Source organism: Metasolibacillus meyeri, from assembly GCF_003049505.1.
In the GTDB taxonomy this organism is placed as follows: domain Bacteria; phylum Bacillota; class Bacilli; order Bacillales_A; family Planococcaceae; genus Metasolibacillus; species Metasolibacillus meyeri.
On record NZ_PYWN01000017.1, the window covers coordinates 21,067 to 44,499 of the forward strand.

Consider the following 23,433-nt stretch of genomic DNA (forward strand, 5'->3'; position numbering starts at 1 on the left):
TGGCATTACTTCTTCTTGTAGCCAATGTTCACTTGTTTGAACATGTTGTGGTCGTCCAGTATGATAAATTATTAAAAAATGTTGAAGCGAGTGTTTGGGAATTTTTTAGTTCGAAAGTAATAATTCGCCCGCAAGATCTCCAAATTCGCCCGTTAAACAGTGAAGTTCGCCCGCAAGATACCTAAATTCGCCCGCAAAAAAAGGGCGTATCGGACTTTTCCGATACTGCCCCCTCAAATAATTAAAATACGCGTTCTGCGTGTTGTGCTAATTTATCAAGTGAAGATTTTTCAACGTCAGCGTGTAGCGAATTGCCATGTGAATCCATTGTGACAACTGCTGTGAAGCCTTCCACATTTAAGTGCCACATTGCTTCTGGAATACCGAATTCGATTAAATCAACGCCGTCAACGCCTTTAATGCAATCTGCATAGTATTGCGCTGCACCACCGATTGCGTTTAAGTAAACGCCGCCGTGCTCTTGTAATGCTTTTAGTGTTTTTGGACCCATGCCGCCTTTACCCATAACAGCGCGAATACCGAATTTTTTCATGATATCGCCTTGGTATGGCTCCTCACGAATAGAAGTTGTCGGACCAGCCGCTTTTACTACCCAATTGTCTGCTTCGTCTTTTGCCATAACCGGACCACAGTGATAAATGATTTGCCCGTTTAAGTCAACAGGTGCTTCTACACCTTCACCGATTAGGTGGTGGTGAATTGCGTCACGACCTGTGTACATGCGACCAGTAATTTTCACTACGTCACCAACTTTAAGTGAGCGAATTTTTTCCTCTGTAATTGGTGCAACTAATTCGACTACTTGGCTGTCGCTATCAGTTGTTGCCGCTGTTTGCACTTCGTCTTTGAACGTGATTTTTTCACCTTCTTGATAATGCCAATTAATGATTTCACCTGTTGCAGGATTGATATCAATTGCCATACGACGGTATGCCCAGCAGTTATAAGCTACTGATACAAAGAATGAAGCAGGCAAGCGATCCATTACGCCGATTTTACAGCCTAACAATGTTGCCTCACCACCGAAGCCCATTGTGCCAACGCCAAATGTGTTTGATGTTTTCACGATATACTCTTCTAATTTTGCTAAGTCTTCGATTGGGTTGACATCATCTACATGACGGAATAATTGCTCTTTTGCAAGGTCATAGCCTGCTGAGCGGTCGCCACCGATACCCACACCGATGAAGCCTGCTGAACAGCCTTGTCCTTGTGCTTGCCAAACAGAATGTAAAATACATTTGCGAATTCCATCTAAATCACGACCAGCACGACCTAAACCTTCTAATTCTGCTGGTAAAGAGTATTGAATATTTTTATTTTCACAGCCGCCACCTTTTAGGATCAGCTTTACTGTAATATAATCATTTTCCCATTGCTCGAATTTGACAACTGGAAGACCAGCTCCGATGTTTGTACCAGAGTTTTTCCCAGTTAATGAATCTACTGAGTTTGGGCGTAATTTTGCATCAGCCGTTGCAGAAGCAATTGCTGTTTGAATCGCTTTTTTAATTTCAAGTTGGTTGACACCTACTGGAGTGTATACTTTAAATGTTGGCAAACCAGTATCCTGACAAATCGGTGATACATTGTCTTCAGCCATTACGATATTTGTTGTAATTGTATCTAAGCTCATTGCAGCTCGCGTACCAGCGTTTTCTGCTTCTTTGGCTTTTTTAATCGCACGGCGAACATCTTTTGGTAAGTTTGTCGATGTTTCTGTTACTAAATTGTACAGGCTTTTCTCCAAAGTTTCTAAATATGCCATGTTATTTTCCCCCCGAAAAATAGTAATGAATTTGAATTCCGTACTTATTATACTCCTTTCAAACCACTAAAAAAAGGGGAGTGTCTTAAGTGACAAATTTCCCCTTCAAATTGAATCATTATTGTTCATTATCGGTGCGTTGTTGAAATTGCTCCATTTTATCTTCTAAATCATCCATCATTTGGATAAGGCGGTCGATATCGTCAAGCTCTGTCGTTTCTGGATCAATCGCATCCAACACTTCAAGAAAGATTTCTAAGCGTTCTTTTAAATATGTGACTTGCTGTTCTTTGTTTGTAATAGGTTTCATTGCATTCTCCTGTATTGTAGGTTATTACATTGTTATTATACAGCGTTTTGACAGAAAAATCTTTTAAAATTCTAGTTCAAAAGTAATGATTCGATCAACGAACAGCGAAATTTGCTCATTGAAACGTGGTTTTCGCTCAACCACTAGCAAAATTCGCTCAACCATCGCCTGAATTCGCTCAACGAAATAGGGCTATCACCACTCCGTATGGAATGTGCCTTCCATATCATTGCGCTTGTATGTGTGTGCACCAAAATAATCACGCTGTGCTTGTAAAATGTTGGCGTTGGATGCACCTGTGCGATAGCTATCATAATATGCTAATGATGAACTCAAGCATGGCAATGCAACACCTGATTGAATGCCTTCGCAAACGATATTGCGTAAACTTTGCTGATAGCTTGCTGTTTTATCAACGAAATACGGAGCAATCAATAAGTTCGCTAAATCTGCTTTTTCGTCATAAGCTTCACTAATGACATTTAAAAATTCTGCGCGGATAATGCAGCCGCTGCGGAAAATTAAGGCGATATCCTTTAATGGCAAGTTCCAATTATAAATTTCAGACGTCATTTTATATTGCGTAAAGCCTTGCGCATAGGCACAAATTTTACCCATATATAGTGCTTGGCGCACATATTCAATCCACTGCTCTTTCTCTAAGTTTTGCGTGCGCTTGTTAGGGCCTGCTAAAATCGGCTGTGCTTGTACGCGCTCCTCTTTTAAAGCAGATAAATAACGAGCAAACAATGCCTCTGTAATGATGGATGTTGGAATACCATTATCGATTGCTTGTAAGCTTGTCCATTTCCCTGTGCCTTTTTGTCCAGCTTGGTCTAAAATGACATCAACAAGCGGCAAGCCTGTCACAGCATCTTTTTTACGTAAAATTTCAGCCGTAATTTCGATTAAATAGCTTTTTAATTCGCCTGCATTCCACGTTTCAAAAATATCGGCGATTTCTTCAACAGTTAAGCCTAAATTGCCACGTAAAAATGTATAAGCTTCAGCAATTAACTGCATATCTGCGTATTCAATGCCGTTATGCACCATTTTCACAAAATGACCCGCACCCTTTGGACCGATATATGTACAGCAAGGTTCGCCATCTGCTTTTGCTGCAATTTTTGTTAAAATAGGGGCTACTTCATTGTAAAAATGTAAATCACCGCCAGGCATAATGGAAGGGCCTGTTAATGCACCAACTTCGCCACCTGAGACACCGATACCTAAGTAGCCGATGCCATGTGCTTTCAATTCATCATAGCGACGTGCTGTATCTTCATAATGGGAGTTCCCACCGTCCATAACAATATCGCCCTCTTGTAGCAATGGAATTAATGATTGAATCACTGAATCGATTGCTGCACCAGCCGTCACCATCAGGAAAATTTTACGTGGAGCTGCTAAAGATTGCACGAATGCTTCTAGCTCATAATAGGGTGTAAGGATTTGTCCTTCTAACTTCGCCATTAACTTCTCTGTTAAATCACTTGTATAATTATAAACAGCCACTTGCTCACCATTGTTTGCCATGTTTAATGCAATATTGCTGCCCATTACGCCTAAGCCGATTACACCAATTGTATTGACCATCTTTTTCACTCCTTAAATAAATAAGCTTAATAATAGGACGAATCCTAAACCTGCGATAGAAATAATTGTTTCAAGTAATGTCCATGTTGCAAATGTCTCTTTCATGCTTAAGCCGAAATACTCTTTGAACATCCAGAAACCTGCATCGTTTACGTGTGAAGCAACTAAACTACCTGCACCTGTAGCAAGTACAACTAATGCGAGATTCACATCTGATTGCCCAAGCATTGGGATAACGAGCCCTGCTGTTGTTAAGGCTGCAACTGTTGCGGAGCCTAATGAAATACGTAAAATCGCAGCGATAATCCACGCTAGTAAAATAGGGGATAGGTTCGTACCATCGAATAGCTCCGCTACGTAGTCACCAACACCACCGTTAATCAAAACTTGCTTGAATGCACCGCCACCGCCGATAATTAACAGCATCATACCAATATGAGAAATCGCTGTTGTACAGGAGTCCATCACCGTTTTAATTGGAATTTTGCGAGCAATTCCCATTGTATAAACGGCAACTAGTAAGGAAATTAACATCGCTGTCCCCGCATCACCAATAAAGCGAATGATGGCTAAAAAGGTATTGTCCTCAAAGCCCATTGTTTTTTGCAGCAATGTAATAATCGTTGCAATGGACATTAAAATGACAGGTAATAATGCAGTGAAAACACTAATGCCAAAGCTTGGTGTGTCTTCAAGCTTAAATGTTTTTTGTTCACCTAATGAAGCGATGTCGCCTGATTTTGTGAAGGATTCAGGTACTAATTTTTGCGCAATTTTTGTGAAGATAGGCCCTGCGATAATAACGGTCGGTATCGCAATAATAAAGCCGTATAATAGCACCTCACCAATATTTGCCCCAAACTCACCGGCGATAACAGTAGGCCCTGGATGTGGTGGCAGGAAGCCATGCGTCACAGATAAGGCTGCTGTCATTGGAATTCCCAAATATAAAATTGAAACTTTTAATTGTCTTGAAATCGCAAAAACAATCGGAATTAATAAAACTAAGCCAACTTCAAAGAACAGTGCGACACCAATAATAAATGAAGCAACAACAACAGCCCATTGAATGCGTTTTTCACCAAACTTATCAACTAATGTCATGGCGATACGTTGTGCACCGCCTGCATCCGCAATTAATTTACCGAGCATTGCACCAAGCCCGAAGATGAGAGCTAAATGCCCAAGCGTGCCGCCTAAGCCTGCTTCAATCGTTTTTACGATTTCCTCCATTGGCATACCTAATGCTAGTGCGACACCGAAGGATACGATAATAAGTGAAATAAATGTATTGAGCTTAAACGCCATGATTAATATTAATAACGCAATAATCCCAATCCCAACAATAACTAATGGCATATAAAATCCCTCCTAAAATTAAATTAAGCTGCGCTGATAAGCAGCGATGGCTGTGTAATCTTGCTCTAAAGTGCGTGATAAATGGATGAAAATAGGGAGTAGCTGACGATATTCTTGCATAGCTTCTTCCTTTGGTGTGTGTTTATATGTCTCACCGACCATATTCGCTACTACATGTAAAGAGTCAACTTGCTTTGTCGCATATAGTCCTAAAATACAAGCGCCTAGGCATGAGCTTTCATGACTTTCAGGCACTGTAACCTCCGATTCAAAAATATCTGCCATCATTTGACGCCAAGTTTCGGAGCGTGCAAAACCACCTGTTGCTTGTATGCGTGTTACAGGGCCATCCATACATTCACGCAAAGCTAAATAAACCGTGTATAAATTGTAAATAACACCTTCAAGTGCAGCGCGAATCATATGCTCCTTTTTATGTGCCATCGTTAAGCCGAAAAATGACCCACGCACATCTGGATTCCATAAAGGAGCGCGCTCTCCTGCTAAATAAGGGTGGAAAAGCAAACCGTCTGCTCCAGGACGAATGCGCTCCGCAATTTTCGTTAACACCTCATACGGGTCGATGCCTAAACGTTTTGCAGTTTCGATTTCAGAAGAAGCGAACTCATCACGAATCCAACGTAGCACCATACCGCCATTGTTGACAGGCCCGCCGATGACCCAATGATTTTCTGTTAAGGCATAGCAGAAAATCCGTCCTTTATTATCCGTTTGCGGTTTATCAATGACCGTGCGAATTGCGCCACTTGTACCGATTGTTACGGCAACTTCGCCTTTACCAATCGCATTAACGCCTAAATTAGAGAGCATACCGTCACCTGCCCCGATAATAAACGGTGTTTGTGGATCAATGCCCATTTGGTGTGCTAATTGTTCATCGCAGCCTTGGAAGCATTGCGTTGTCGCTACAAGTGTTGACAGCTGTTCTTTTGAAATGCCTGCAATTTGTAATGCTTCTTCATCCCACTCTAATTTTTGTAAATTCATTAATCCCATCGCAGAGGCTAATGAGTGATCAACAACATATTTATCAAAGAGCTTTTTAAAAATATATTCCTTAATACCGATATATTTTTTCGCTTTTTTGGCAATAGCAGGATGCTCATGTGTAAGCCATGCAATTTTACACAATGGCGACATCGGGTGAATGGGTGTACCTGTGCGTAAATAAACCTCATGTCCATTTAGCTCATTTTTAATTTTACGTGCCCAGCCCTCACTTCGATTATCTGCCCATGTAATAACAGGCGTTAAAGGCTGGTCGTTTTCATCTATCGCAATGACGCTATGCAAGGCACTGCTAAAAGAAATAAAGGCAAGCTTTTTGTCAGCATGCTTTGCCATAATAGTTGAAACTGCTCGTAGCACAGCTTGCCATATTTCTTGTGGATCTTGCTGGGCTGTTGAAATATCAGGTGTGTGTAAAGGATAGCCGATATTTGCTTGCTCAATTATCGCCCCTTGAACTGTAAATAAGACGGCTTTTGTGCTAGTCGTTCCAATATCGACACCTAGCATATATTCAGTCATTTTGCTGTTCCACTCCTTTTACTAGCATTTGTTGAGATCTCCATAAATCCTCTACCTTTCCTTGCACATCATCAAAATTATCATGTAACGATTGAACCATTAGCTTTCGATCTTTTGCTTGAATAGCGGCAATGTAGAGCTCATGATTTTTTACGATACGTGGAAAATCCTCATATTTCTCTTGAAAGCGCATGCGCATGGATAAAAGAATAAGCCCCTCCATAACAGGTTTTAAATTATTCCAAATCATTAAAATATAAGAATGGCCAACGGAGCGAATAATCGTTTCGTGAAATAAAACATCTTGATAAGAAAATTCATCAGCATCTTGATATTTGATGGCAATTTTCATCATTTCTACAATTTTGCTTAGCTCCATTGTTAATTCAGTTGTTTCCATTTTTAATAGTCGCTCAAACACAAATGTCTCGATCAATAAGCGGACATCGTAAATTTCTTCAATTTCTTTATCTGTTAAGCCAAGTACAACAGCCCCCATACGCTCCAATCGAATCAAATTTTCAGAGGCTAATGTTTTTAATGCTTCACGAATAGGTGAGCGGCTAACAGAAAACTCCGCTGCTAATTTATTTTCAGAAAGAATGGTACCGCTTTCAATCAAGCCCGAAATGATACGCAATCTTAGCTCAGAAGTTACTTTTTCACCAGTAGAAGCTTTAATAAGCCATTTTTGAGGGTATAGAAAATCTTTGAATTCAGTCATTCTATCATGCTCCCTTTCAGATAAGTATACTTGTATACAAGTATTATAAATGCAAATGACAATAATGCAAGCGCTTTTAAATGATAGACAATTTATAGTAAAGCGCTGAAAAGGCGTCTCTACTGGGAAATTAGGCGAAATAAAAAATTTTTTCCCGAAAATTTTTATTCTGAATATTTACATTATTCTTACTTTGTGTTAAAGTAATCTTAACAAATAAAAGAAAGGGTTGATCGGAAAAAACATGTAGCCAAAATTCGCAATGAATGGGAGGGAGTTTAAACATTTTCTAGCAGAAAGCTAGAGGATAGTTTATACAAAAATACGTGGAGATAAGTGAAATTTAAAACCCTAGTGAACTTTTAGAGATAAAGTTTGCTAGGGTTTTGTTATGCTTAAATTTACTTCGACTTCCGTAGAAAAAATGTTACAATAGTCAACATACTATGAAAATATTTCGGAGGCAACACGAATGGCAGCAACATATGCAAAGCAAAGATTTTGGATTTTAGTAATTATTGTTTCCATTTCAGGATTTTCACAAGGTATGTTATTACCATTAATTGCAGTAATCTTTGAGCAGGATGGTGTTGCTACAACATTAAATGGCTTGAATGCAACAGGCTTATACATAGGAACTTTATTAATTTCTCCTTTTATTGAACAGCCATTGCGAAAATTTGGCTACAAGCCTGTCATTATGGCTGGGGGAGCTTTAGTCTTTCTTTCACTTGCGACATTCCCATTATGGAAAAGTATATTGTTTTGGTTTTTCCTAAGACTGTTAATCGGTATTGGTGACCATGCATTACATTTTGGTACACAGACGTGGCTTACAGCTTCTACACCACAGCATAAATTAGGGCGCAGCATGGCGATTTATGGATTATCGTTTAGTCTAGGCTTTGCGGTAGGGCCATTGTTTGTGCCGCTAATTAAAATTTCACCAGCGCTACCCTTTATTGTTTCTTCAGTGCTTTGTTTAATCGCATGGTCACTTGTGTTCTTTGTACGCAATGAGCATCCAGAGGCTTTAAAAGGAGACAGGAAGCAAACGGGTAGTATGACTCGTTACAAGCTAGCGTTTCGTTATGCATGGATTGCTTTTTTACCACCATTTGTTTACGGGTTTCTAGAAACATCATTAAATGCCATCTTCCCCGTCTATGCATTGCGAAAAGATTTTGATGTGACGATGGTGTCTGTTGTCCTTGCTGCCTTTTCAATAGGAACAATTGTGTTACAGCTTCCCTTAGGTATGTTGGGAGACAAAATTGGTCGACGAAAAGTCATATTAGGTGGCTTGCTAGGGGGTTCGATTATTTTTGCAGCATGTAGCTTTGTGGAGCATTTACCGTGGGGTGTCGTTCTATTCTTTGCGCTAGCGGGAATGTGTGTGGGGACGATGTTTTCACTCGGCATTACCTATATGACAGATTTAACACCGAAAGAGTTATTGCCAACTGGGAATCTACTATGTGGTATTTTCTTTAGCCTTGGTAGTTTAGGAGGCCCGTTTTTCGGAGGTGCTTATTTACAATTAGTAGATAACATAAGCTTTTTACTATTGATTGCAGCTATGCTCGCAGTTATATTTATCATTATTTTATATTTTGGAAGAAATTTACATACGGGAAAAGAGAGGATCGAACAATGCTAGGAAAATTTTTCTCTTATTATAAGCCACATAGACGTTTGTTTATGATTGATTTTTCAAGCGCAATTTTTGTGGCGATTTTAGAGCTTGCCTTTCCACTTGCAGTGCAGTGGTTTATTGATGAACTGCTACCAACAGGCGAATGGGGCATGATTGTTAAAATTAGTGTATTGCTACTTTTAGTGTATGTCTTAAGCACATTTTTAAATTTTATCGTCAATTATTTAGGGCATAAGCTCGGCATTAATATTGAAACAGATATGCGTCAAGAGCTATTTAATCATGTGCAAAGGCAGTCATTCCGCTTTTTTGATAATACGAAAACAGGACATATTATGAGCCGTATTACGAATGATTTGTTTGATATTGGCGAATTTGCACATCACGGTCCTGAGGATTTCTTTATTGCGATTATGACATTTATCGGAGCGTTTGCGATTATGTTCAATGTCAATCCGACATTAGCTTGGATTGCACTTGTGATGGTTCCGTTTTTAACATGGCTTGTAACATTTAGCAATATTAAAATGAATAAAGCGTGGAAAAAGATGTATGGCGAAATTGCAGATGTCAATGCGCGTGTGGAGGATAGTGTATCAGGTTCACGCGTAGTAAAGTCGTTTACAAATGAAGAGTTTGAAATGACTCGTTTCCGCAAGCAAAATGGTTTGTTCCGTTCAGCCAAATTATATGCATATAAAGTAATGGCGGGTACACATTCGGGAATTTATATGATGACACGTCTATTGACTTTGGTTGTATTAGTCGTTGGTGCATGGTTAAGCTATAATGGTAAGCTCACACATGGGGAATTAGTCAGCTTTATTTTATATACGAATGTATTAATTAAGCCGATTGATAAAATTAGTGCATTGCTAGAGCTTTATCCAAAAGGAATGGCAGGCTTCAAGCGTTTCCGCGATTTAATCGAGCAGGAGCCTGAAATACAAGATCGACCGAATGCGGCTGATGTCCCTGTATTGAATGGGAATATTGCCTTTGATCATGTGAGCTTTAATTATGACAAATCCAAGCCCGTGTTAAACGATATTTCATTTTCTTTAAATGCTGGTGAAACAATTGCCTTTGTTGGGCCGAGTGGTGCTGGGAAAACAACGATTTGTTCATTAATCCCACGCTTCTATGATGTGAGTGGTGGGGAAATTACGATTGATGGAATGGATATTCGCGATATGACGCAAAAATCATTGCGCGAGCAAATCGGTATCGTACAGCAAGATGTTTTCTTATTTACAGGGACAATTCGAGAAAATATCGAATATGGTAAACTGGGCGCTTCCTTTGAAGAAATTCAAGCTGCTGCCGAACGTGCGCATTTAAAAGAATTTATTGCGAGTTTACCAGACGGCTATGAAACGCAAATTGGCGAGCGCGGTTTGAAATTATCTGGGGGGCAAAAGCAACGACTAGCCATTGCCCGTATGTTCTTGAAAAACCCACCGATTTTAATTTTAGATGAAGCAACATCTGCTTTAGATACAGAAACAGAAATGATTATCCAAGAGTCTTTGGCAGAGCTAGCTGAAAACCGTACAACGCTTGTTATTGCACACCGCCTTGCAACGATTCGCAATGCGGATCAAGTCTTGGTTGTGACACCAAATGGTATTGAGGAGCAAGGAACATATGACGAGCTTGTAGCAGCAGGCGGCGTTTTCGCGAACTTGCATCATATTCAGTTTAAAAAATAAAGTGTCAGGCACACACACAATTCTCACACAATTTAACAAGGTAGGTGAAAATATTGAATTTTAAGAACTTCACAAAGTCCATCATACCTTGCCTGTAATCATCTATAACACAGTCCTTGAGAGATGATTACAGGCGAGGTCCTAACTCAAGGAGTGTGATGGTCACATGAAACCATATCGAACAAATCGTAGTAGGGCGTATTATCGACATCATCGCAGACGAGCAATCCGACGCAAAATGAATATTGCAAAAGCGCGGCAATGGCAATGGAATCCGCCGATAGCTTTAGGGAAATGGTCAAAAGGGAAAATTCACTGCTCATGCTGGATGTGTGCTGTTAAAACAAAGAAAGATGGCTATTCACATAGTCAGTTCAAAAGGCTTTGTGCTTTACAATGTCAATTGAATGAGTATATAGAAAACAACTAACTAATAATCGAGGTGTCTAAAACGTAGCTTAATGTGCTACTTTTAGGCACCTATTTCTATGCATTCGTTTGAAAGATGGGGGCTGTATAGAAAGTAGTAGATAAATCTACTTTTTAGAAAGTAATTTTTATTTCTTGGATAAATTTTTATTCAATAAAACTGTATCTAGATGCATTATTTTCACGAAGACTTAAAAATTCCATCAACATACGGAGATAAATCAATGTGATTTCCTACATGCTCAACGAGAAACATTGTTGTTTTTTGTATGAGAAATATGGTATAGAAAAATTTCTGTGTATGGTATTTTGGGGTATGCTATATAAAAGGAGTTCAATCATTCAGAAATTAAAACGAAAGCAGGTTTTACACATGTCTAAAACAGGATGGGCTTTACTCTTAGTTGTTGTGCTTGGCATCTTGCTTTTTATCGCTATGATGATGATACAAAAACCTAAAAAATCCGAGCCAGAGCCAGTTCAAGAGGAGGAAACAGAAAGTTTGGAGTCAATCATGCAAAATATTGTTCGTTTAGCGGAAGCAGGAAAAGTACCAGATGTATCATTTACTGCGGGAGAAACAGAGCAGCAAGAGGTTCAACAACAATGGGGAGAGTCTCAAAATGTAGCGGAAATAGGTAATGAAAAATATGAAGATTATATAGCGCAGGATGTGACAATTGGCTATCAAAATGAACTAGCATTTGATATTCGTTCTTTTAAAGCGGATATACAGAGAATTCATTTAGCTGATATAAAAAGTAGTATGGGGGAGCCAACCGAAAGTCGTTATTATCAGGATGAAGCAACGAATCAAATCATTTTAGTTTATCAAGTAAATTCCACATATCAATTAAAATGGATAATACCAAAGCCAACAGAAACCGATTCAAACCCTAGCGTGCACCATATTTCAGTTTATGCAGAAATAAAAGATGAAGTGGCAGATATGATAAATCAAATGACATTGGATGAGAAAATTGGTCAAATGCTGTTTGCAGGTGTTTCAGGTACAGCATTACAGCAAGAAACATCTAATTTAATCCATGATTTTAAGGTTGGCGGGATGATTCTTTATGCCAATAATCTTCAAACACCAGCCCAAGCGATAACTTTGATTAACGACTTAATGGCGGCAAATACGGACAATCGCCTTCCACTTTTCATCGGAACCGATCAGGAAGGTGGAAATGTAGTTAGATTACCGGGAGCATTGAAAAATTTCCCCACAAACAAACGAATTGGGGCAATCAATGAGCCACAATTTTCATATGAAATTGGCAGCTTATTAGGGGAACAGCTCAAGGCATTTGGCTTTAATCTCGATTTTGCTCCTGTACTAGATGTCAACAGCAATCCTAGAAATCCCGTTATTGGCGACCGTGCATTTTCCGATAAACCTCATATCGTTAGTGAATTAGGAATTCAAACGATGAAGGGGCTGGAATCTCAGCAAGTGATTCCTGTTATTAAACATTTCCCAGGGCATGGCGATACATCAGTAGATTCCCATTTAGCGTTGCCAAAAGTCATGAAAAGCTTAGAGGAATTGAATAAGTTAGAACTTATTCCATTTAAAGCAGCGATTGAAAATGGAGCAGACGTGGTGATGGTTGCACATATTTTATTGCCAAAGATTGATGAAACATATCCTTCATCAATGTCAAAGGAAATCATTACAGGCATTTTAAGAGAGCAACTTGGATTTGATGGTGTTGTGATGACAGATGATATGACGATGGGCGCCATTGCGAACCATTTTGAAATGGGGCAAGCAGCTGTCGATGCAGTGAAGGCAGGAAATGACATTGTATTAATCGCGCATGGTTTTTCCAATATAACATCTGCAATCGAAGCTGTGAAAGCAGCTGTCAATAATGGAGAAATTACAGAAGACCGCATTAATGAAAGTGTCCGCCGAATTATTGAGCTTAAACAAAAATATCAGCTTGAAAATAAGCTAGTACCAGCAGTTGATATGGATAAGCTGAATGCAAATATTGAAAAGGTATTAAATACTTATATGAAATAATGAATATAGTTATGAAAAACGGCTGTTTGAAAGGGGGATACCTTTTCAAACAGCCTGTGTTTTTATGTTTAGTTAAGCAAAGTTGCTTGTTTTACGTGTGAAACATGCGCAATTTAATTTTCCCTGTCACTTTTTCGAAAAAGGTCTTTGTATCTTGATGTGTTAATCTTTCCAGTGTTTCATCAAGGCTTACAAACTCAATGTCGCTAATTTCATTGTCTTGTGGGCTTAAATCGTTGCGGTTTCCTGTATATTCAACAAGAAACATTGTTGTTTCTTGTTTGGTATAGCCTGTTTTTTGAGTAAAATCTTGTGAAAACGGAAAAGCAATTTTTTCATCTAATTGCTCTAGCACTTTATAGTGAAGAGAGCCTGTTTCCTCCGCAAGCTCTCTTAACAGAGCGGCTTCCAAATTTTTATCGCTTTGCTCAACGCCACCCTTTGGAAAATCCCATTCGCCTTGTATTTGTGTATCTTTGATTGTACTGATTTTAACTTTATGAACTAGCAATATTTCATTTTTATGAAATATGATGGCACCAACAGCATGTCTAATCATGAAGAAATTCCTCACTTCGATGGATGATATCACCCTCCATTGCGATATTTATATGGTCATTATCAATTTCAATAATGGATAAACTTGTATCATGTATAAAAGGAGGGGACCACAGTTGTTCAATAGAAAGCTTTTTGCAATGCATTAAGAAAGCTTTAATAAAGACAGTATGTGTAACGATTAATATATTTCCATCATTATGCTGTAAAAGTAGCTGATTTAAAAAATTTGTCACCCTTGTTTGGAGCTGCTCAAAGCTCTCTCCAGATACTGGTGCATATAAATGAGGCGTATGCCAAAACGCATGATATTCTTCTGGATGCTGTTGTTCTACTTCCTCATGTGTTTGACCTTCCCATTCACCTAAAAAGATTTCTCTTAAGTTTGACTCTTCAATAATAATTTGCTTGCGATTACCTTTAATAAGAGAAGCGGTTTGTAATGCGCGGTTACTCGGGCTAGTGTAAATAGCATTAAACTCTATGTCTTTTAATCGTTTGCCTAAAGCAAGAGCATTTTTGATTCCATTTTCCGTTAAATCAGAATCTTGCCAGCCTTGTAACCTTCCTTGCGTATTCCATATTGTTTCACCATGTCTAGTAATATAAAGCTTAAGCAAATCATTCAGCTCCTTGTTAATACATAGACAACAGCATCGCTATCTTGCTCTGCAAAAGGTGTTTTATTATAATCAATGAAGGAGCTTTCAATTTGTAATCCAGCTTTAGCTGCGAATGCTTCAAATTCATTAGGTTGATAGTATTTCACATAGAAATCTTCATTTTCACTTTTCGTTTTAATCCCATTTTCAAATAAATCATACGTCATTTTAGAATGGGTAACACCGTTTATAGGATTATAGGATGTTGAGCCAGTTAATTGGATTTCAATGCTTTGCTGTTGGACAGTTCTTGGTGTATCTACAGCCTCAGTTGGCTGTCCGTTCCGATATTCAATATTAGTGAAAACGGTAAGTGCGATTTTTCCGTTTGGCTGTAGCCAATTTTTCAAGTATGTTAAATATAATAATATTTGTTCATGATCAGTAATTAACGAAAAAGAGCCTGCTGCAATAAAAATGAAATCATACAATTTGTTTGGATGGAATGTTGAAAATTCGCATCTTTGTAAAATACCATTATAATGGTTACCTTCTAATTTTTCTTGAAATCTCGTAATCATTTCTTCGGATATATCAAAGCCATCGATATCATATCCATTTTGAATGAACTCTAACATAAATCGTCCAGAACCACACATCGGTTCTAAAATGGACATATCCTTATTGACATAAGACATATAAAAATTCAATTCATCTGTTGGAGCAGTGGGTTTACTAAGATCGTAAAATAAAGAACATAGGCTACCGTAGTAAGTATTCATATTCATTCCTCCTTATTACGGTAATTATACCATATTTCGTAATATTGAATATGCAAATTTATTTTATCGATGTTTTCGTTTGAAAATTGAAATCGCCAATACAGCTAGTATGACAATCGTGCATAAAATAAAAATATAGCTTGTAGCATGGCTTAGCATATTTCCATGTAGCTTATATGTGATGCCATAAATTAATTTATATTGTTCAATAGCTTCAGTAGGTGCATCTGCAAATACTTGGGAGAGCGAGTTTTCCATAAACGCATTGCGCAGCAGTAGCGTTGTATGGCTAACAGGGAAGTACATGACGATATTTTGTGCGAAGCTCGGAAGTACACCGACAGGCACATAAACACCGCATAAAAAGCCAAGCAATGTACCGACGATAGTGCTTAATGTGGCAAAGGAATTTTGTGTGTTAGCTAATAGTATAAAGAAAACATTCATAATGCTCGCTAACAATACGGATAAAGTTAATAACCCAATAACTTTTAGCGAAGAGGAAAAGCTTAATAAAGTACCACCTGTTATAACAATAAATATTTCACAGATGATAAAAGCAATGAAGGTGAAGATAAAGCCTATGATAACGGCATTCAGTACATAACTCATTTGAATTGTGGCACGTGAAATGGGCGCTGTTAAAAAATCAGCCGTTGCTTTGGATTCCATATCTTTTATAGCGATGCCAAATGCCGCAAGTGTTGTAGAAACGGCAATCATTGATAATAGCCCTGCTACGAACCATTCGTTCACCATTGTAATTAGTTCGGGCGTAGCCTCTGTTGTTTGTTTAAGTGAGTCAATTTGCATCTTCTGCAAAAATAATGCATAAAGCCCAATAACGATAATGACGGATAGTAAGGAAAAGAACACAGCTGTTTTATCACGTCTAAACACTTTATTATTGCGCCCTATTAAGCTGAATAATGCTTCCATATGATTACACCTCCTGCTCCATAATATGAATAAATACATCATCCATTGTCCCCTTTATTACTTCAAAGGAAGCAATGAGTGGTTCAATCTGCTTTAATAAGGCTAATGCATGTAATGTGGACTGTACGCGAATTGTAAAGATATTTTGCTTTTCTGTATAGTTAATATTATTTTCTTGAAGCCAATTTGCCCCCTCGGTAAAATCATAAAAAACGAGTGCTAGTTGATCATAGGCATATTGTGTTTTCAACGCATCAGGTGTACCTTCAGCAACAATTTCACCTTGCTTTAGTACAATAACTTTATCGGCCATTGCAGCCTCTTCCATATAATGAGTCGTCAAAAATACAGTCATATTTGTTTCTTCTTGTAACTGTTTAATGGTTTGCCAGACAAATTGACGCGTTTGTGGATCAAGCCCTGTAGTTGGCTCATCTAAAAATAATAGGGTAGGGCGGTGAATAAGTGCTTTTGCAATATCTGCCCGCCTTTTTTGCCCACCAGATAATGTGCCATACTTTTGTTTTTCAATATCGTTTAAATTTAAATAGGAGGATACAAATTGATAGTTATCTATTAGCTCCTGCTTTGATAAATTATACATCTTACCGCGATGGATAATGTTTTCATATACGGTCAAATGTTCATCCAGTAAGCTTTGTTGAAAGACAACACCGATTGATTTACGAATTTCAGCATTGTCATGACTGCTATCAAGCATGTAGCTATTCATATTTATAGTGCCGCTAGATTTTTTTAATAAAGTACATAAAATTTCTATTGTTGTTGACTTGCCCGCTCCATTCGCACCGAGAAAAGCGAAAAGAGTACCTTGTTCTACAGAAAATGAAATACCTTTAATTGCCTCATGCTGTCCATAGCTTTTACGTAAATTTTCTACTTGAATAATCGACTTCACGTTTACTGCTCCTTCCTTTTTTGAATGGCTGTATTAATTTGCTCAACATCCCTTTTCTGTAGTAAATACATCATGCTCCAAACAATGACATAAATAATTGCCTCAGATATGAGTACATTACCGACACCAAAATGTTTGAACCATTGACCGAAGTAACCAGCAATTAATACAAAGGAGGTTACACCCATTAAATGAAGGGCGAGTTGTAATAGAAATGATAGACGCTCCAATTCAAATAGAAGAGATAAAAGGCCAATGGCAGTACCTAGAATAGTAGCAATTAATATTTGGTTAAGCAGCTCCTCACCTGATATAAGGACATTTGCTTTAGGAAGTATGCTAATTGTTACTAAAATATAAGAGCTACTGAGTGCAATGAGTATACCAATAATAATCATGCGCAAAATTTTCATCGTATCAATCCTTTCCAATTCCAAGGTGGCGCTTTAAATCTTTTAAATATTTTCGACTGACAGGAATATTCGTATCGTTTTCTAACAACAATTGTGTAGTGCCGATTTTACCCATTTGAATGGAAGAAATTTTGTGAATATTGACAAGCGTTGATTTATTTACTCTGACAAAATCCTTTGCTAATTGTGCTTCAAGTTCGTACAGCTTTCTTTTGGACTCATATTCTTGCTCATCTGTTTGTAAATAAATTTTGGTACCTTCTGCGTAAATAGAAAAAATATCATTAATTTTGAGCAGATAAATTTCTTGCTGCAAATAACCATCTAATACGTTCATTTGCATGGTCTGCGAAGCTTGTAATTGCTTCATCAATTGCTCGATTTGCTCGTTATACACTTTTGCATGTATATGAATCTCTGTTTCTTCTAAGGCACTATTAATGGTTAAGTGAATTTTCAAGCGGAGGCCTCCTTAGCACGTTCTATCGAATTCGCTAGTAATACTGTAGCATAGAAAAATTTGGTCATGCACAATTTTTAAACAAGAGGTCGAATTTTCAATATGAGGAGTAGATTATATGGAGTAAGATGCATGGATAAGCAGTGAGATAAGTAAAATTGTAAAATACGAAAAAAGCGTTAATATTTCTAAAATGATAAAACGCCAACCTTTTCTGCTGAAGAATGTTGACGTTTTAACGTAATCGCTTATTTTTTGCCATCTAATATAAACATAGAAGCATCCTGTGCCATAAATATTTTTTCACCATGATAAAAGGTTTTCGATTGAATCTGTTGATAGCCGATTTTCGCTAAAAGCGCAGCTAGCTCTTTTTGCTCGAAGCCGTTGTGTACCATATCGGATATGACCTTTTCGTTTTTATCAAAATCGACGATAAGTAAATGTCCGCCTTCATTTAATAGTTCATATAGTTTGGATAGGGCGAATTCCGTATTGTCAATATGCAGCAATACTTGTGCCATAAAAATATAATCAGCACGTAAATTGTTTGTGCTTTCCTTTTCGATATTTACACATTGTGTAGAGGCATTTGTAATATTAAATGTTTCAATTTTTTGCTGTATTTCGTCCACCATATTTTGTGACGCATCTAAAAAAAGCACAGATTGAAAATCATCGAGTAAGTGCATCCCGACAAGTCCTGTACCACAGCCAAAATCAATAGCCGTTTTATTCGTTGCATCAACTAAACGCTCACGAATAGCATTTGCTGCGACTTGAGCAATGGTTATTCTTTCATTTGTATCATAGCTATCCGCCATCATTTCAAAAATATCGATATTTCCCATTAGATAGGCTCCTTTACTGTAAAAATTATGTTATTGTAGTCAAGAGAGTTTGGTGTTACTAGTATAATTCAAATGCTCTCTGAATGGGAAAGGATTGAATCAATTGCATACAAAGTCAGAAAAAATACATAGTAAGAAATTATGGTTTGTTTTAATTTTAGGGTCGCTTACAGCATTTGGTCCGTTATCGATGGATATGTATTTGCCCGCATTGCCGCTTGTCGCAAAAGATTTAGAAACGACAGCATCGCTTGTGCAAATGAGTATTACATCTTGCTTATTAGGGCTCGCATTTGGACAGCTAATTTTCGGTCCATTAAGCGATATTCATGGTCGACGTCGCCCGTTGTTATTTACACTACTTGTTTATGCAGTAGCGTCTTTATTATGTGCATTTAGCACATCCATTTGGATGTTTATTGCGCTTCGCTTTGTGCAAGGCTTTGCTGGGGCTGCGGGAATTGTTATTGCAAGGGCATCTGCAAGGGATATGTATTCAGGTAAAGAGCTGACAAAATTTGTAGCACTGCTGTCATTAGTGAACGGGGCAGCACCTATATTAGCGCCTATTTTCGGTGGTGCTGTACTGCGCTTTGTGACATGGCCCGCCGTGTTTGTGATTTTAAGCTTAATCGGTGTTGTGATGTTTTTAGCAGTTGCTTTGACATTGACAGAAACATTACCTAAAGAGAGCAGGGCAGAGGGCGGTATGCTTGCTACGGTGAAAACATTCCACCTGCTTTTGAAAGACCGCGTTTTCATGGGAATTGCGCTGTCACAGGCATTTGTTTCGATGAGTATGTTTGCCTATATCGCAGGCTCTCCATTTGTCTTGCAAAACATTTACGGTGCAACACCACAGCAATTTTCATTTATCTTTGCTGCAAATGGCGTTGGCATTATTATTGCAGCACAAGTAACGGGGAAACTAGCAAGTAGCATGGAAGAAAAGAAATTGCTACTCTATGGTACGATGATGTCATTTAGTGGAGCATTATTATTCTTGTTAGCAGTTTTGTTACAAGGCCCCCTTTGGTTAGTATTGTTTGCTTTATTTTTCGTCGTTTCGAGTGTTGGTATTGTAGGGACAACCGCGTTTTCATTGGCGATGGAAAGACAAGGAAGAGCGGCAGGAAGTGCATCTGCCTTTTTAGGTATTTTACCATTTGGCGGCGGTGCGCTCGTTTCACCATTAGTTGGTATTGGCGGAGATTTTACAGCCATTCCGATGGGGATTACCATTTTTGTATGTAGCTCACTGGCGATTATTATTTATAGTTTGATTAAAAGCTGAAGAGCGTCCTTCAGCTTTTAAATTCTTGGAAAGAGGCTTACTTGTTTTGAAATCAGCTAGCTCTTTTTCAACATATATTCTATGCTTGCCCAATTGGCATTTTCATCGTATTTTGAATTACCTTAATAACTAAATCGGGATTTTCTAAATGAATCGAGTGTTGGCAATTTGTTTTGATTTGTGTTGTATTTTTAGTTAATTGACTGAGCAAGTTTTGATGCTCCACCCAAGTGAGATCGGTATTGTTAGATGATAAAACAACCACTGGCATATCTGCTTTTAATGCTTGGGCATTTTTAACCTGTAAAGCCGATTTTTCACTATATAAAAATTCCTTATATGCCGTTTCATAAGATTTCGGGTGATAGCCTATATATTGAACATATTTCTGATAAGGCTCTGGTAAATATTTTCTTCCCACTGGTTGCTTTAGCAGTTTCGGAAGACCGATTCCAGAAGTTAGATAACCAAATCGAAACAGATTAAGATTTTTTTTATGTGAATTTTTTCGAATCGTATCCCATTCATTGCTCAAATATCTCTTTTCATGTACAGCATCAATCAAAATTAACGCCGCTACTTTTGCAGGGTATTTACTGGCGAATAGCCTCATATTCAAGCCACCAAAGGAATGACCGACTAAAATGTATGGAGGCTTTAGCTGCAAATTCTCAAGGATATACGTTAAATCACTTACAACATCTTCGCTTGTATAGGCTGTAGGGGTTGTTGAACTCCATCCATAGCCAGCTCGATCAAATGAAAGCACACTTGAAAATTTAGCTAGTTGTGGCTGAATATAGTGCCAATCTAAAGAGCAACAACTTAGTCCAGCATCCAATATGACGGTATACTCGCTGTTTTTTTCATCAGCAACAATTGTGTGAATGAAGCGATCTCCAATGTTAATCCTTTGACCAATTTCTTTTATATATCTACGTTTATTCAAATACATATTTGTTAATGTGAAAGGGAAACCAACGATTTCAATTGCCTGTTTCACTAGTTTATCAAAATTCAAGTATATCCACTCCTTCTATTTAAGTAAGAATCTACCTTCTATGACGCTCATGTTTAAGGAGAGGTTACCAAAAAAGGAAGGATATTAATGAACTACGATAGGGCAAGATAGAAGTTGTCCCAACAGTAGAAAATACCTTTGAATAATGAAAAACCTAGTTTTACTTATTCATGTTAAAAGAAAATACAAAGATGTTGAATCTAGTATTTTCAACATTTTAAAGAAGGCAATATGATACATAAATAATTGCTAGCACTAAGTTTACTATGAGGGGTGTGGAAAAGATATTAACTTTTCAGAGTATATATTAAATATTTGCGAAAAGTCTTGGGGTTTAGAAAAGAGCATATCATTTTTCAGATCTGCTCTTTTCTAAATACCATGTTGGTACAGGGTTATTCATATTATCGAACCATGACAGTATATCTTTTGCTTGATTTTTCATTGTCACAATTTCCTTTTCACCAAATGGAATTGCCCAATACATTGAAGAAAGCGTATTACTTGAAATATAAAATGCTAATAGTTTAAAAAACTCGATAGGGGGCTTGCCATCAAAATAGCCATTAAGCTGTCCAGTTGCAAAATGTGGGCTAGCTGCCGCACTCCACACAATTCGATTGAACTCCTCCCAAGGATCACCAAAATCAAAACGATTGAAATCAATGATTGACAGCGTATTATTCGGGGAAATAATCATGTTCCCAACATGATAATCCCCATGATGAAGAGACTGGGGTCTGTTCAACAATAGGTGGCGATTATTTTCGATATAATGAATGATTTGTTCATCGCCATCAAATTGAATTGGGCAGTCCTTATATGTTTTGATTTTATGGTTTGTTTTGCGATTGAAGCGGGTAGCCCAATCTTCCTGTTCTAGTGGGGCAGGAATAGAATGAATAAGCTTTAGCATTTCCCCAGATTTGATGCCAAGTTCATATTGTTGAATCTCTGTTAATTGTGGCAAAACGTCTTCCGCATCATTCCCATTGCACCAAGTAAAGAGGGAATAGACACTTTGTCCGTCATGACAAATGCCAAAATCCAGTGGCTGTGACATGGATACATCTAATGCGGCAACCTGTTTCATCGTGTCGAACTCAGCTTTTTTATTATTATACTCGGATATATTTGCGATACGGAGAAGTCTTTTTTCATTGTTTATTGTTTCAATATAGTATTTTTTATCGGTTGACCAACCTTTGTTGATTGCTTCGATTTTTTGGAATGTATTGTAGTCTTTAATGGCTTGCATGTTGTCACAACCTTTTTCGTAAGATTTATTTTAATGAAGGGATTATCTTATGGTGAAATGTAGAGATTCTGTTGGTAAATCAATTTTACATGTTGTTTGTTTTTTGTCAAATAAATGAAATTAATCATCGGCAATAATATTTGATATGTTTGTTTTATTTGTTATAATATTGCCGATAATAAGGTATAATATATCTATATCGGAGGTGTGTGATATGGAGTATATGACAGTTGCTGAAACGGCAAAAGAATGGAGGATATCTGAGCGTTCTGTTCGTAATTATGCAACAAATGGGCGTATTGAAGGGGCAAAACTTGACGGAAAAACTTGGTGGATTCCCATATCGGCAAAAAAACCTGAGCGTTTAAATAAGAAAATTCAGAAGCGAACTTTACTTGATATTTTAAAGGAAGAAAAGAAATCTAAGATCAAGGGTGGAATCTATCATAAAATTCAAATTGAGTTAACATACAACTCCAATCGTATCGAGGGCAGTAAGCTTACTCATGAGCAAACTCGTTATATTTTCGAAACGAACACAATCGGAATGGATACTGAACCTTTGAATGTAGATGATATTGTGGAAACAGCCAATCACTTCAATACGATTAATATAATCATCGAATATGCGAAACAACCTCTGAGTGAATCGTTAATTAAGCTACTGCATCAAACTTTGAAAAATGGAACAAGTGATTCAAGAAAAGAATGGTTTGCCGTTGGTGATTACAAAAAGCTACCAAATGAAGTTGGTGGAAAAGAAACAACATTACCAGAGGAAGTTCCAATTAAAATGAAGCAACTGCTAACGGAATACAATGAAAATAAGGTGAAGTCATTTGAAGAAATTATAGAATTTCATTATCAATTTGAATCGATTCATCCGTTTCAAGATGGCAATGGACGTGTGGGTCGATTAATTATGTTTAAAGAGTTACTCAAAAATAATATTGTACCATTTATTATTGACGATGAACTAAAGATATATTATTATCGCGGGCTATCTAAATGGGAACAGGAAAAAGGGTATTTACTAGATACTTGCTTTGCTTCACAGGATAAGTTTAAGAAGTATTTGGATTATTTTAGAGTACATTATGAAGGCTAGGGAGATTTATCCCGTATCAACAGCCTGTAAAAACCCGATTGAGGCCAACATGATGTTGGTCACACAAGC

22 protein-coding genes are annotated in these 23,433 nt (G+C 37.7%); 6 read left to right on the top strand and 16 right to left on the bottom strand.

From position 1 onward, the window contains the following. Positions 1-241: 241 nt before the first annotated feature. The 6 genes from C9J34_RS02300 to C9J34_RS02325 form a co-directional block, all read right to left on the bottom strand. Positions 242-1,789 (bottom strand): fumarate hydratase, encoded by a 1,548-nt coding sequence (locus C9J34_RS02300; protein WP_107838239.1) that lies wholly within the window; start codon positions 1,787-1,789, stop codon positions 242-244. 118 nt (positions 1,790-1,907) lie between these two features. Then, a complete protein-coding gene (locus C9J34_RS02305) occupies positions 1,908-2,099 on the bottom strand; it encodes an SE1561 family protein (protein ID WP_107838240.1) in 192 nt (63 codons plus the stop codon). Positions 2,100-2,294: 195 nt separating this feature from the next. Further along, the gene (gene gnd, locus C9J34_RS02310; protein ID WP_107838241.1) at positions 2,295-3,695 is read right to left on the bottom strand and encodes a decarboxylating NADP(+)-dependent phosphogluconate dehydrogenase; all 1,401 of its coding nucleotides are present in this window, start codon (positions 3,693-3,695) and stop codon (positions 2,295-2,297) included. A gap of 12 nt (positions 3,696-3,707) precedes the next feature. Continuing rightward, positions 3,708-5,054, bottom strand: a complete 1,347-nt coding sequence (locus C9J34_RS02315; RefSeq protein ID WP_107838242.1) for a GntP family permease — start codon at positions 5,052-5,054, stop codon at positions 3,708-3,710. Between the two features lie 18 nt (positions 5,055-5,072). Beyond that, a complete protein-coding gene (gntK, locus tag C9J34_RS02320; RefSeq protein WP_107838243.1) occupies positions 5,073-6,605 on the bottom strand; it encodes a gluconokinase in 1,533 nt (510 codons plus the stop codon). After that, positions 6,598-7,329 carry a GntR family transcriptional regulator gene (locus C9J34_RS02325; protein ID WP_107838244.1) on the bottom strand — a complete coding sequence of 244 codons (732 nt, stop codon included), beginning with the start codon at positions 7,327-7,329 and terminating at the stop codon, positions 6,598-6,600. The genes gntK and C9J34_RS02325 overlap by 8 nt, the downstream gene beginning before the upstream one ends. 472 nt (positions 7,330-7,801) lie before the next feature. Between C9J34_RS02325 and C9J34_RS02330 the strand changes: the two genes are divergently transcribed. The 4 genes from C9J34_RS02330 (at position 7,802) to nagZ (ending at position 13,159) form a co-directional block, all read left to right on the top strand. Beyond that, positions 7,802-8,989 carry an MFS transporter gene (locus C9J34_RS02330; protein ID WP_107838245.1) on the top strand — a complete coding sequence of 396 codons (1,188 nt, stop codon included), beginning with the start codon at positions 7,802-7,804 and terminating at the stop codon, positions 8,987-8,989. Continuing rightward, on the top strand, positions 8,983-10,698 hold the full coding sequence (locus C9J34_RS02335; protein ID WP_107838246.1) for an ABC transporter ATP-binding protein: 1,716 nt from the start codon (positions 8,983-8,985) through the stop codon (positions 10,696-10,698). Before C9J34_RS02330 ends, C9J34_RS02335 begins: the two co-directional genes overlap by 7 nt. A gap of 166 nt (positions 10,699-10,864) precedes the next feature. Beyond that, positions 10,865-11,128, top strand: a complete 264-nt coding sequence (locus C9J34_RS02340) for a hypothetical protein (RefSeq protein WP_238600539.1) — start codon at positions 10,865-10,867, stop codon at positions 11,126-11,128. Positions 11,129-11,500: 372 nt separating this feature from the next. Beyond that, positions 11,501-13,159 (top strand): beta-N-acetylhexosaminidase, encoded by a 1,659-nt coding sequence (gene nagZ / locus C9J34_RS02345; protein WP_107838247.1) that lies wholly within the window; start codon positions 11,501-11,503, stop codon positions 13,157-13,159. A gap of 91 nt (positions 13,160-13,250) precedes the next feature. Here the strand turns inward: nagZ and C9J34_RS02350 are convergent, their stop codons facing one another. The 8 genes from C9J34_RS02350 to C9J34_RS02385 form a co-directional block, all read right to left on the bottom strand. Further along, positions 13,251-13,718 carry an NUDIX hydrolase gene (locus tag C9J34_RS02350; RefSeq protein WP_107838248.1) on the bottom strand — a complete coding sequence of 156 codons (468 nt, stop codon included), beginning with the start codon at positions 13,716-13,718 and terminating at the stop codon, positions 13,251-13,253. After that, entirely contained in the window at positions 13,711-14,337 is a 627-nt protein-coding gene (locus tag C9J34_RS02355) for a histidine phosphatase family protein (RefSeq protein ID WP_107838249.1), read from the bottom strand. Before C9J34_RS02355 ends, C9J34_RS02350 begins: the two co-directional genes overlap by 8 nt. Positions 14,338-14,342: 5 nt before the next feature. Next, positions 14,343-15,101: a class I SAM-dependent methyltransferase gene (locus C9J34_RS02360; protein ID WP_193768860.1), complete on the bottom strand. Its 759-nt coding sequence runs from the start codon at positions 15,099-15,101 to the stop codon at positions 14,343-14,345. A gap of 63 nt (positions 15,102-15,164) precedes the next feature. Beyond that, on the bottom strand, positions 15,165-16,040 hold the full coding sequence (locus C9J34_RS02365) for an ABC transporter permease (protein WP_107838251.1): 876 nt from the start codon (positions 16,038-16,040) through the stop codon (positions 15,165-15,167). Between the two features lie 4 nt (positions 16,041-16,044). Then, the gene (locus C9J34_RS02370) at positions 16,045-16,959 is read right to left on the bottom strand and encodes an ABC transporter ATP-binding protein (RefSeq protein WP_107838252.1); all 915 of its coding nucleotides are present in this window, start codon (positions 16,957-16,959) and stop codon (positions 16,045-16,047) included. 2 nt (positions 16,960-16,961) lie between these two features. Further along, the gene (locus C9J34_RS02375; RefSeq protein ID WP_107838253.1) at positions 16,962-17,372 is read right to left on the bottom strand and encodes a DUF3021 domain-containing protein; all 411 of its coding nucleotides are present in this window, start codon (positions 17,370-17,372) and stop codon (positions 16,962-16,964) included. A 4-nt stretch (positions 17,373-17,376) separates the two neighbouring features. Next, positions 17,377-17,832: a LytTR family DNA-binding domain-containing protein gene (locus tag C9J34_RS02380; RefSeq protein WP_107838254.1), complete on the bottom strand. Its 456-nt coding sequence runs from the start codon at positions 17,830-17,832 to the stop codon at positions 17,377-17,379. A 248-nt stretch (positions 17,833-18,080) separates the two neighbouring features. After that, the gene (locus C9J34_RS02385; RefSeq protein ID WP_107838255.1) at positions 18,081-18,683 is read right to left on the bottom strand and encodes a class I SAM-dependent methyltransferase; all 603 of its coding nucleotides are present in this window, start codon (positions 18,681-18,683) and stop codon (positions 18,081-18,083) included. A 79-nt stretch (positions 18,684-18,762) separates the two neighbouring features. On the opposite strand from C9J34_RS02385, the gene C9J34_RS02390 reads away from it, so the two are divergent. After that, complete coding sequence (locus C9J34_RS02390) at positions 18,763-19,977, top strand: multidrug effflux MFS transporter (protein ID WP_107838256.1); 1,215 nt, start codon at positions 18,763-18,765, stop codon at positions 19,975-19,977. Between the two features lie 79 nt (positions 19,978-20,056). On the opposite strand, the gene C9J34_RS02395 is transcribed toward C9J34_RS02390, so the two are convergent. Together C9J34_RS02395 and C9J34_RS02400 are read right to left on the bottom strand one after the other, a co-directional pair. Then, entirely contained in the window at positions 20,057-20,998 is a 942-nt protein-coding gene (locus C9J34_RS02395) for an alpha/beta hydrolase (protein WP_107838257.1), read from the bottom strand. A 349-nt stretch (positions 20,999-21,347) separates the two neighbouring features. Further along, on the bottom strand, positions 21,348-22,256 hold the full coding sequence (locus C9J34_RS02400; RefSeq protein WP_107838258.1) for an aminoglycoside phosphotransferase family protein: 909 nt from the start codon (positions 22,254-22,256) through the stop codon (positions 21,348-21,350). Between the two features lie 214 nt (positions 22,257-22,470). On the opposite strand from C9J34_RS02400, the gene C9J34_RS02405 reads away from it, so the two are divergent. Continuing rightward, the gene (locus tag C9J34_RS02405; RefSeq protein WP_107838259.1) at positions 22,471-23,364 is read left to right on the top strand and encodes a Fic family protein; all 894 of its coding nucleotides are present in this window, start codon (positions 22,471-22,473) and stop codon (positions 23,362-23,364) included. Positions 23,365-23,433 lie beyond the last annotated feature (69 nt).

Coding starts and splice junctions, on each gene's coding strand:
- C9J34_RS02405 (WP_107838259.1), top strand. CDS start 22,471: ATGGAGTATATGACAGTTGCTGAAACGGCAAAAGAATGGAGGATATCT.
- C9J34_RS02340 (WP_238600539.1), top strand. CDS start 10,865: ATGAAACCATATCGAACAAATCGTAGTAGGGCGTATTATCGACATCAT.
- C9J34_RS02350 (WP_107838248.1), bottom strand. CDS start 13,718: ATGATTAGACATGCTGTTGGTGCCATCATATTTCATAAAAATGAAATA.
- C9J34_RS02400 (WP_107838258.1), bottom strand. CDS start 22,256: ATGCAAGCCATTAAAGACTACAATACATTCCAAAAAATCGAAGCAATC.
- C9J34_RS02330 (WP_107838245.1), top strand. CDS start 7,802: ATGGCAGCAACATATGCAAAGCAAAGATTTTGGATTTTAGTAATTATT.
- C9J34_RS02325 (WP_107838244.1), bottom strand. CDS start 7,329: ATGACTGAATTCAAAGATTTTCTATACCCTCAAAAATGGCTTATTAAA.
- C9J34_RS02375 (WP_107838253.1), bottom strand. CDS start 17,372: ATGAAAATTTTGCGCATGATTATTATTGGTATACTCATTGCACTCAGT.
- C9J34_RS02360 (WP_193768860.1), bottom strand. CDS start 15,101: ATGAATACTTACTACGGTAGCCTATGTTCTTTATTTTACGATCTTAGT.
- C9J34_RS02335 (WP_107838246.1), top strand. CDS start 8,983: ATGCTAGGAAAATTTTTCTCTTATTATAAGCCACATAGACGTTTGTTT.
- C9J34_RS02300 (WP_107838239.1), bottom strand. CDS start 1,789: ATGGCATATTTAGAAACTTTGGAGAAAAGCCTGTACAATTTAGTAACA.
- gnd (WP_107838241.1), bottom strand. CDS start 3,695: ATGGTCAATACAATTGGTGTAATCGGCTTAGGCGTAATGGGCAGCAAT.
- C9J34_RS02365 (WP_107838251.1), bottom strand. CDS start 16,040: ATGGAAGCATTATTCAGCTTAATAGGGCGCAATAATAAAGTGTTTAGA.
- C9J34_RS02305 (WP_107838240.1), bottom strand. CDS start 2,099: ATGAAACCTATTACAAACAAAGAACAGCAAGTCACATATTTAAAAGAA.
- C9J34_RS02385 (WP_107838255.1), bottom strand. CDS start 18,683: ATGGGAAATATCGATATTTTTGAAATGATGGCGGATAGCTATGATACA.
- nagZ (WP_107838247.1), top strand. CDS start 11,501: ATGTCTAAAACAGGATGGGCTTTACTCTTAGTTGTTGTGCTTGGCATC.
- C9J34_RS02315 (WP_107838242.1), bottom strand. CDS start 5,054: ATGCCATTAGTTATTGTTGGGATTGGGATTATTGCGTTATTAATATTA.
- gntK (WP_107838243.1), bottom strand. CDS start 6,605: ATGACTGAATATATGCTAGGTGTCGATATTGGAACGACTAGCACAAAA.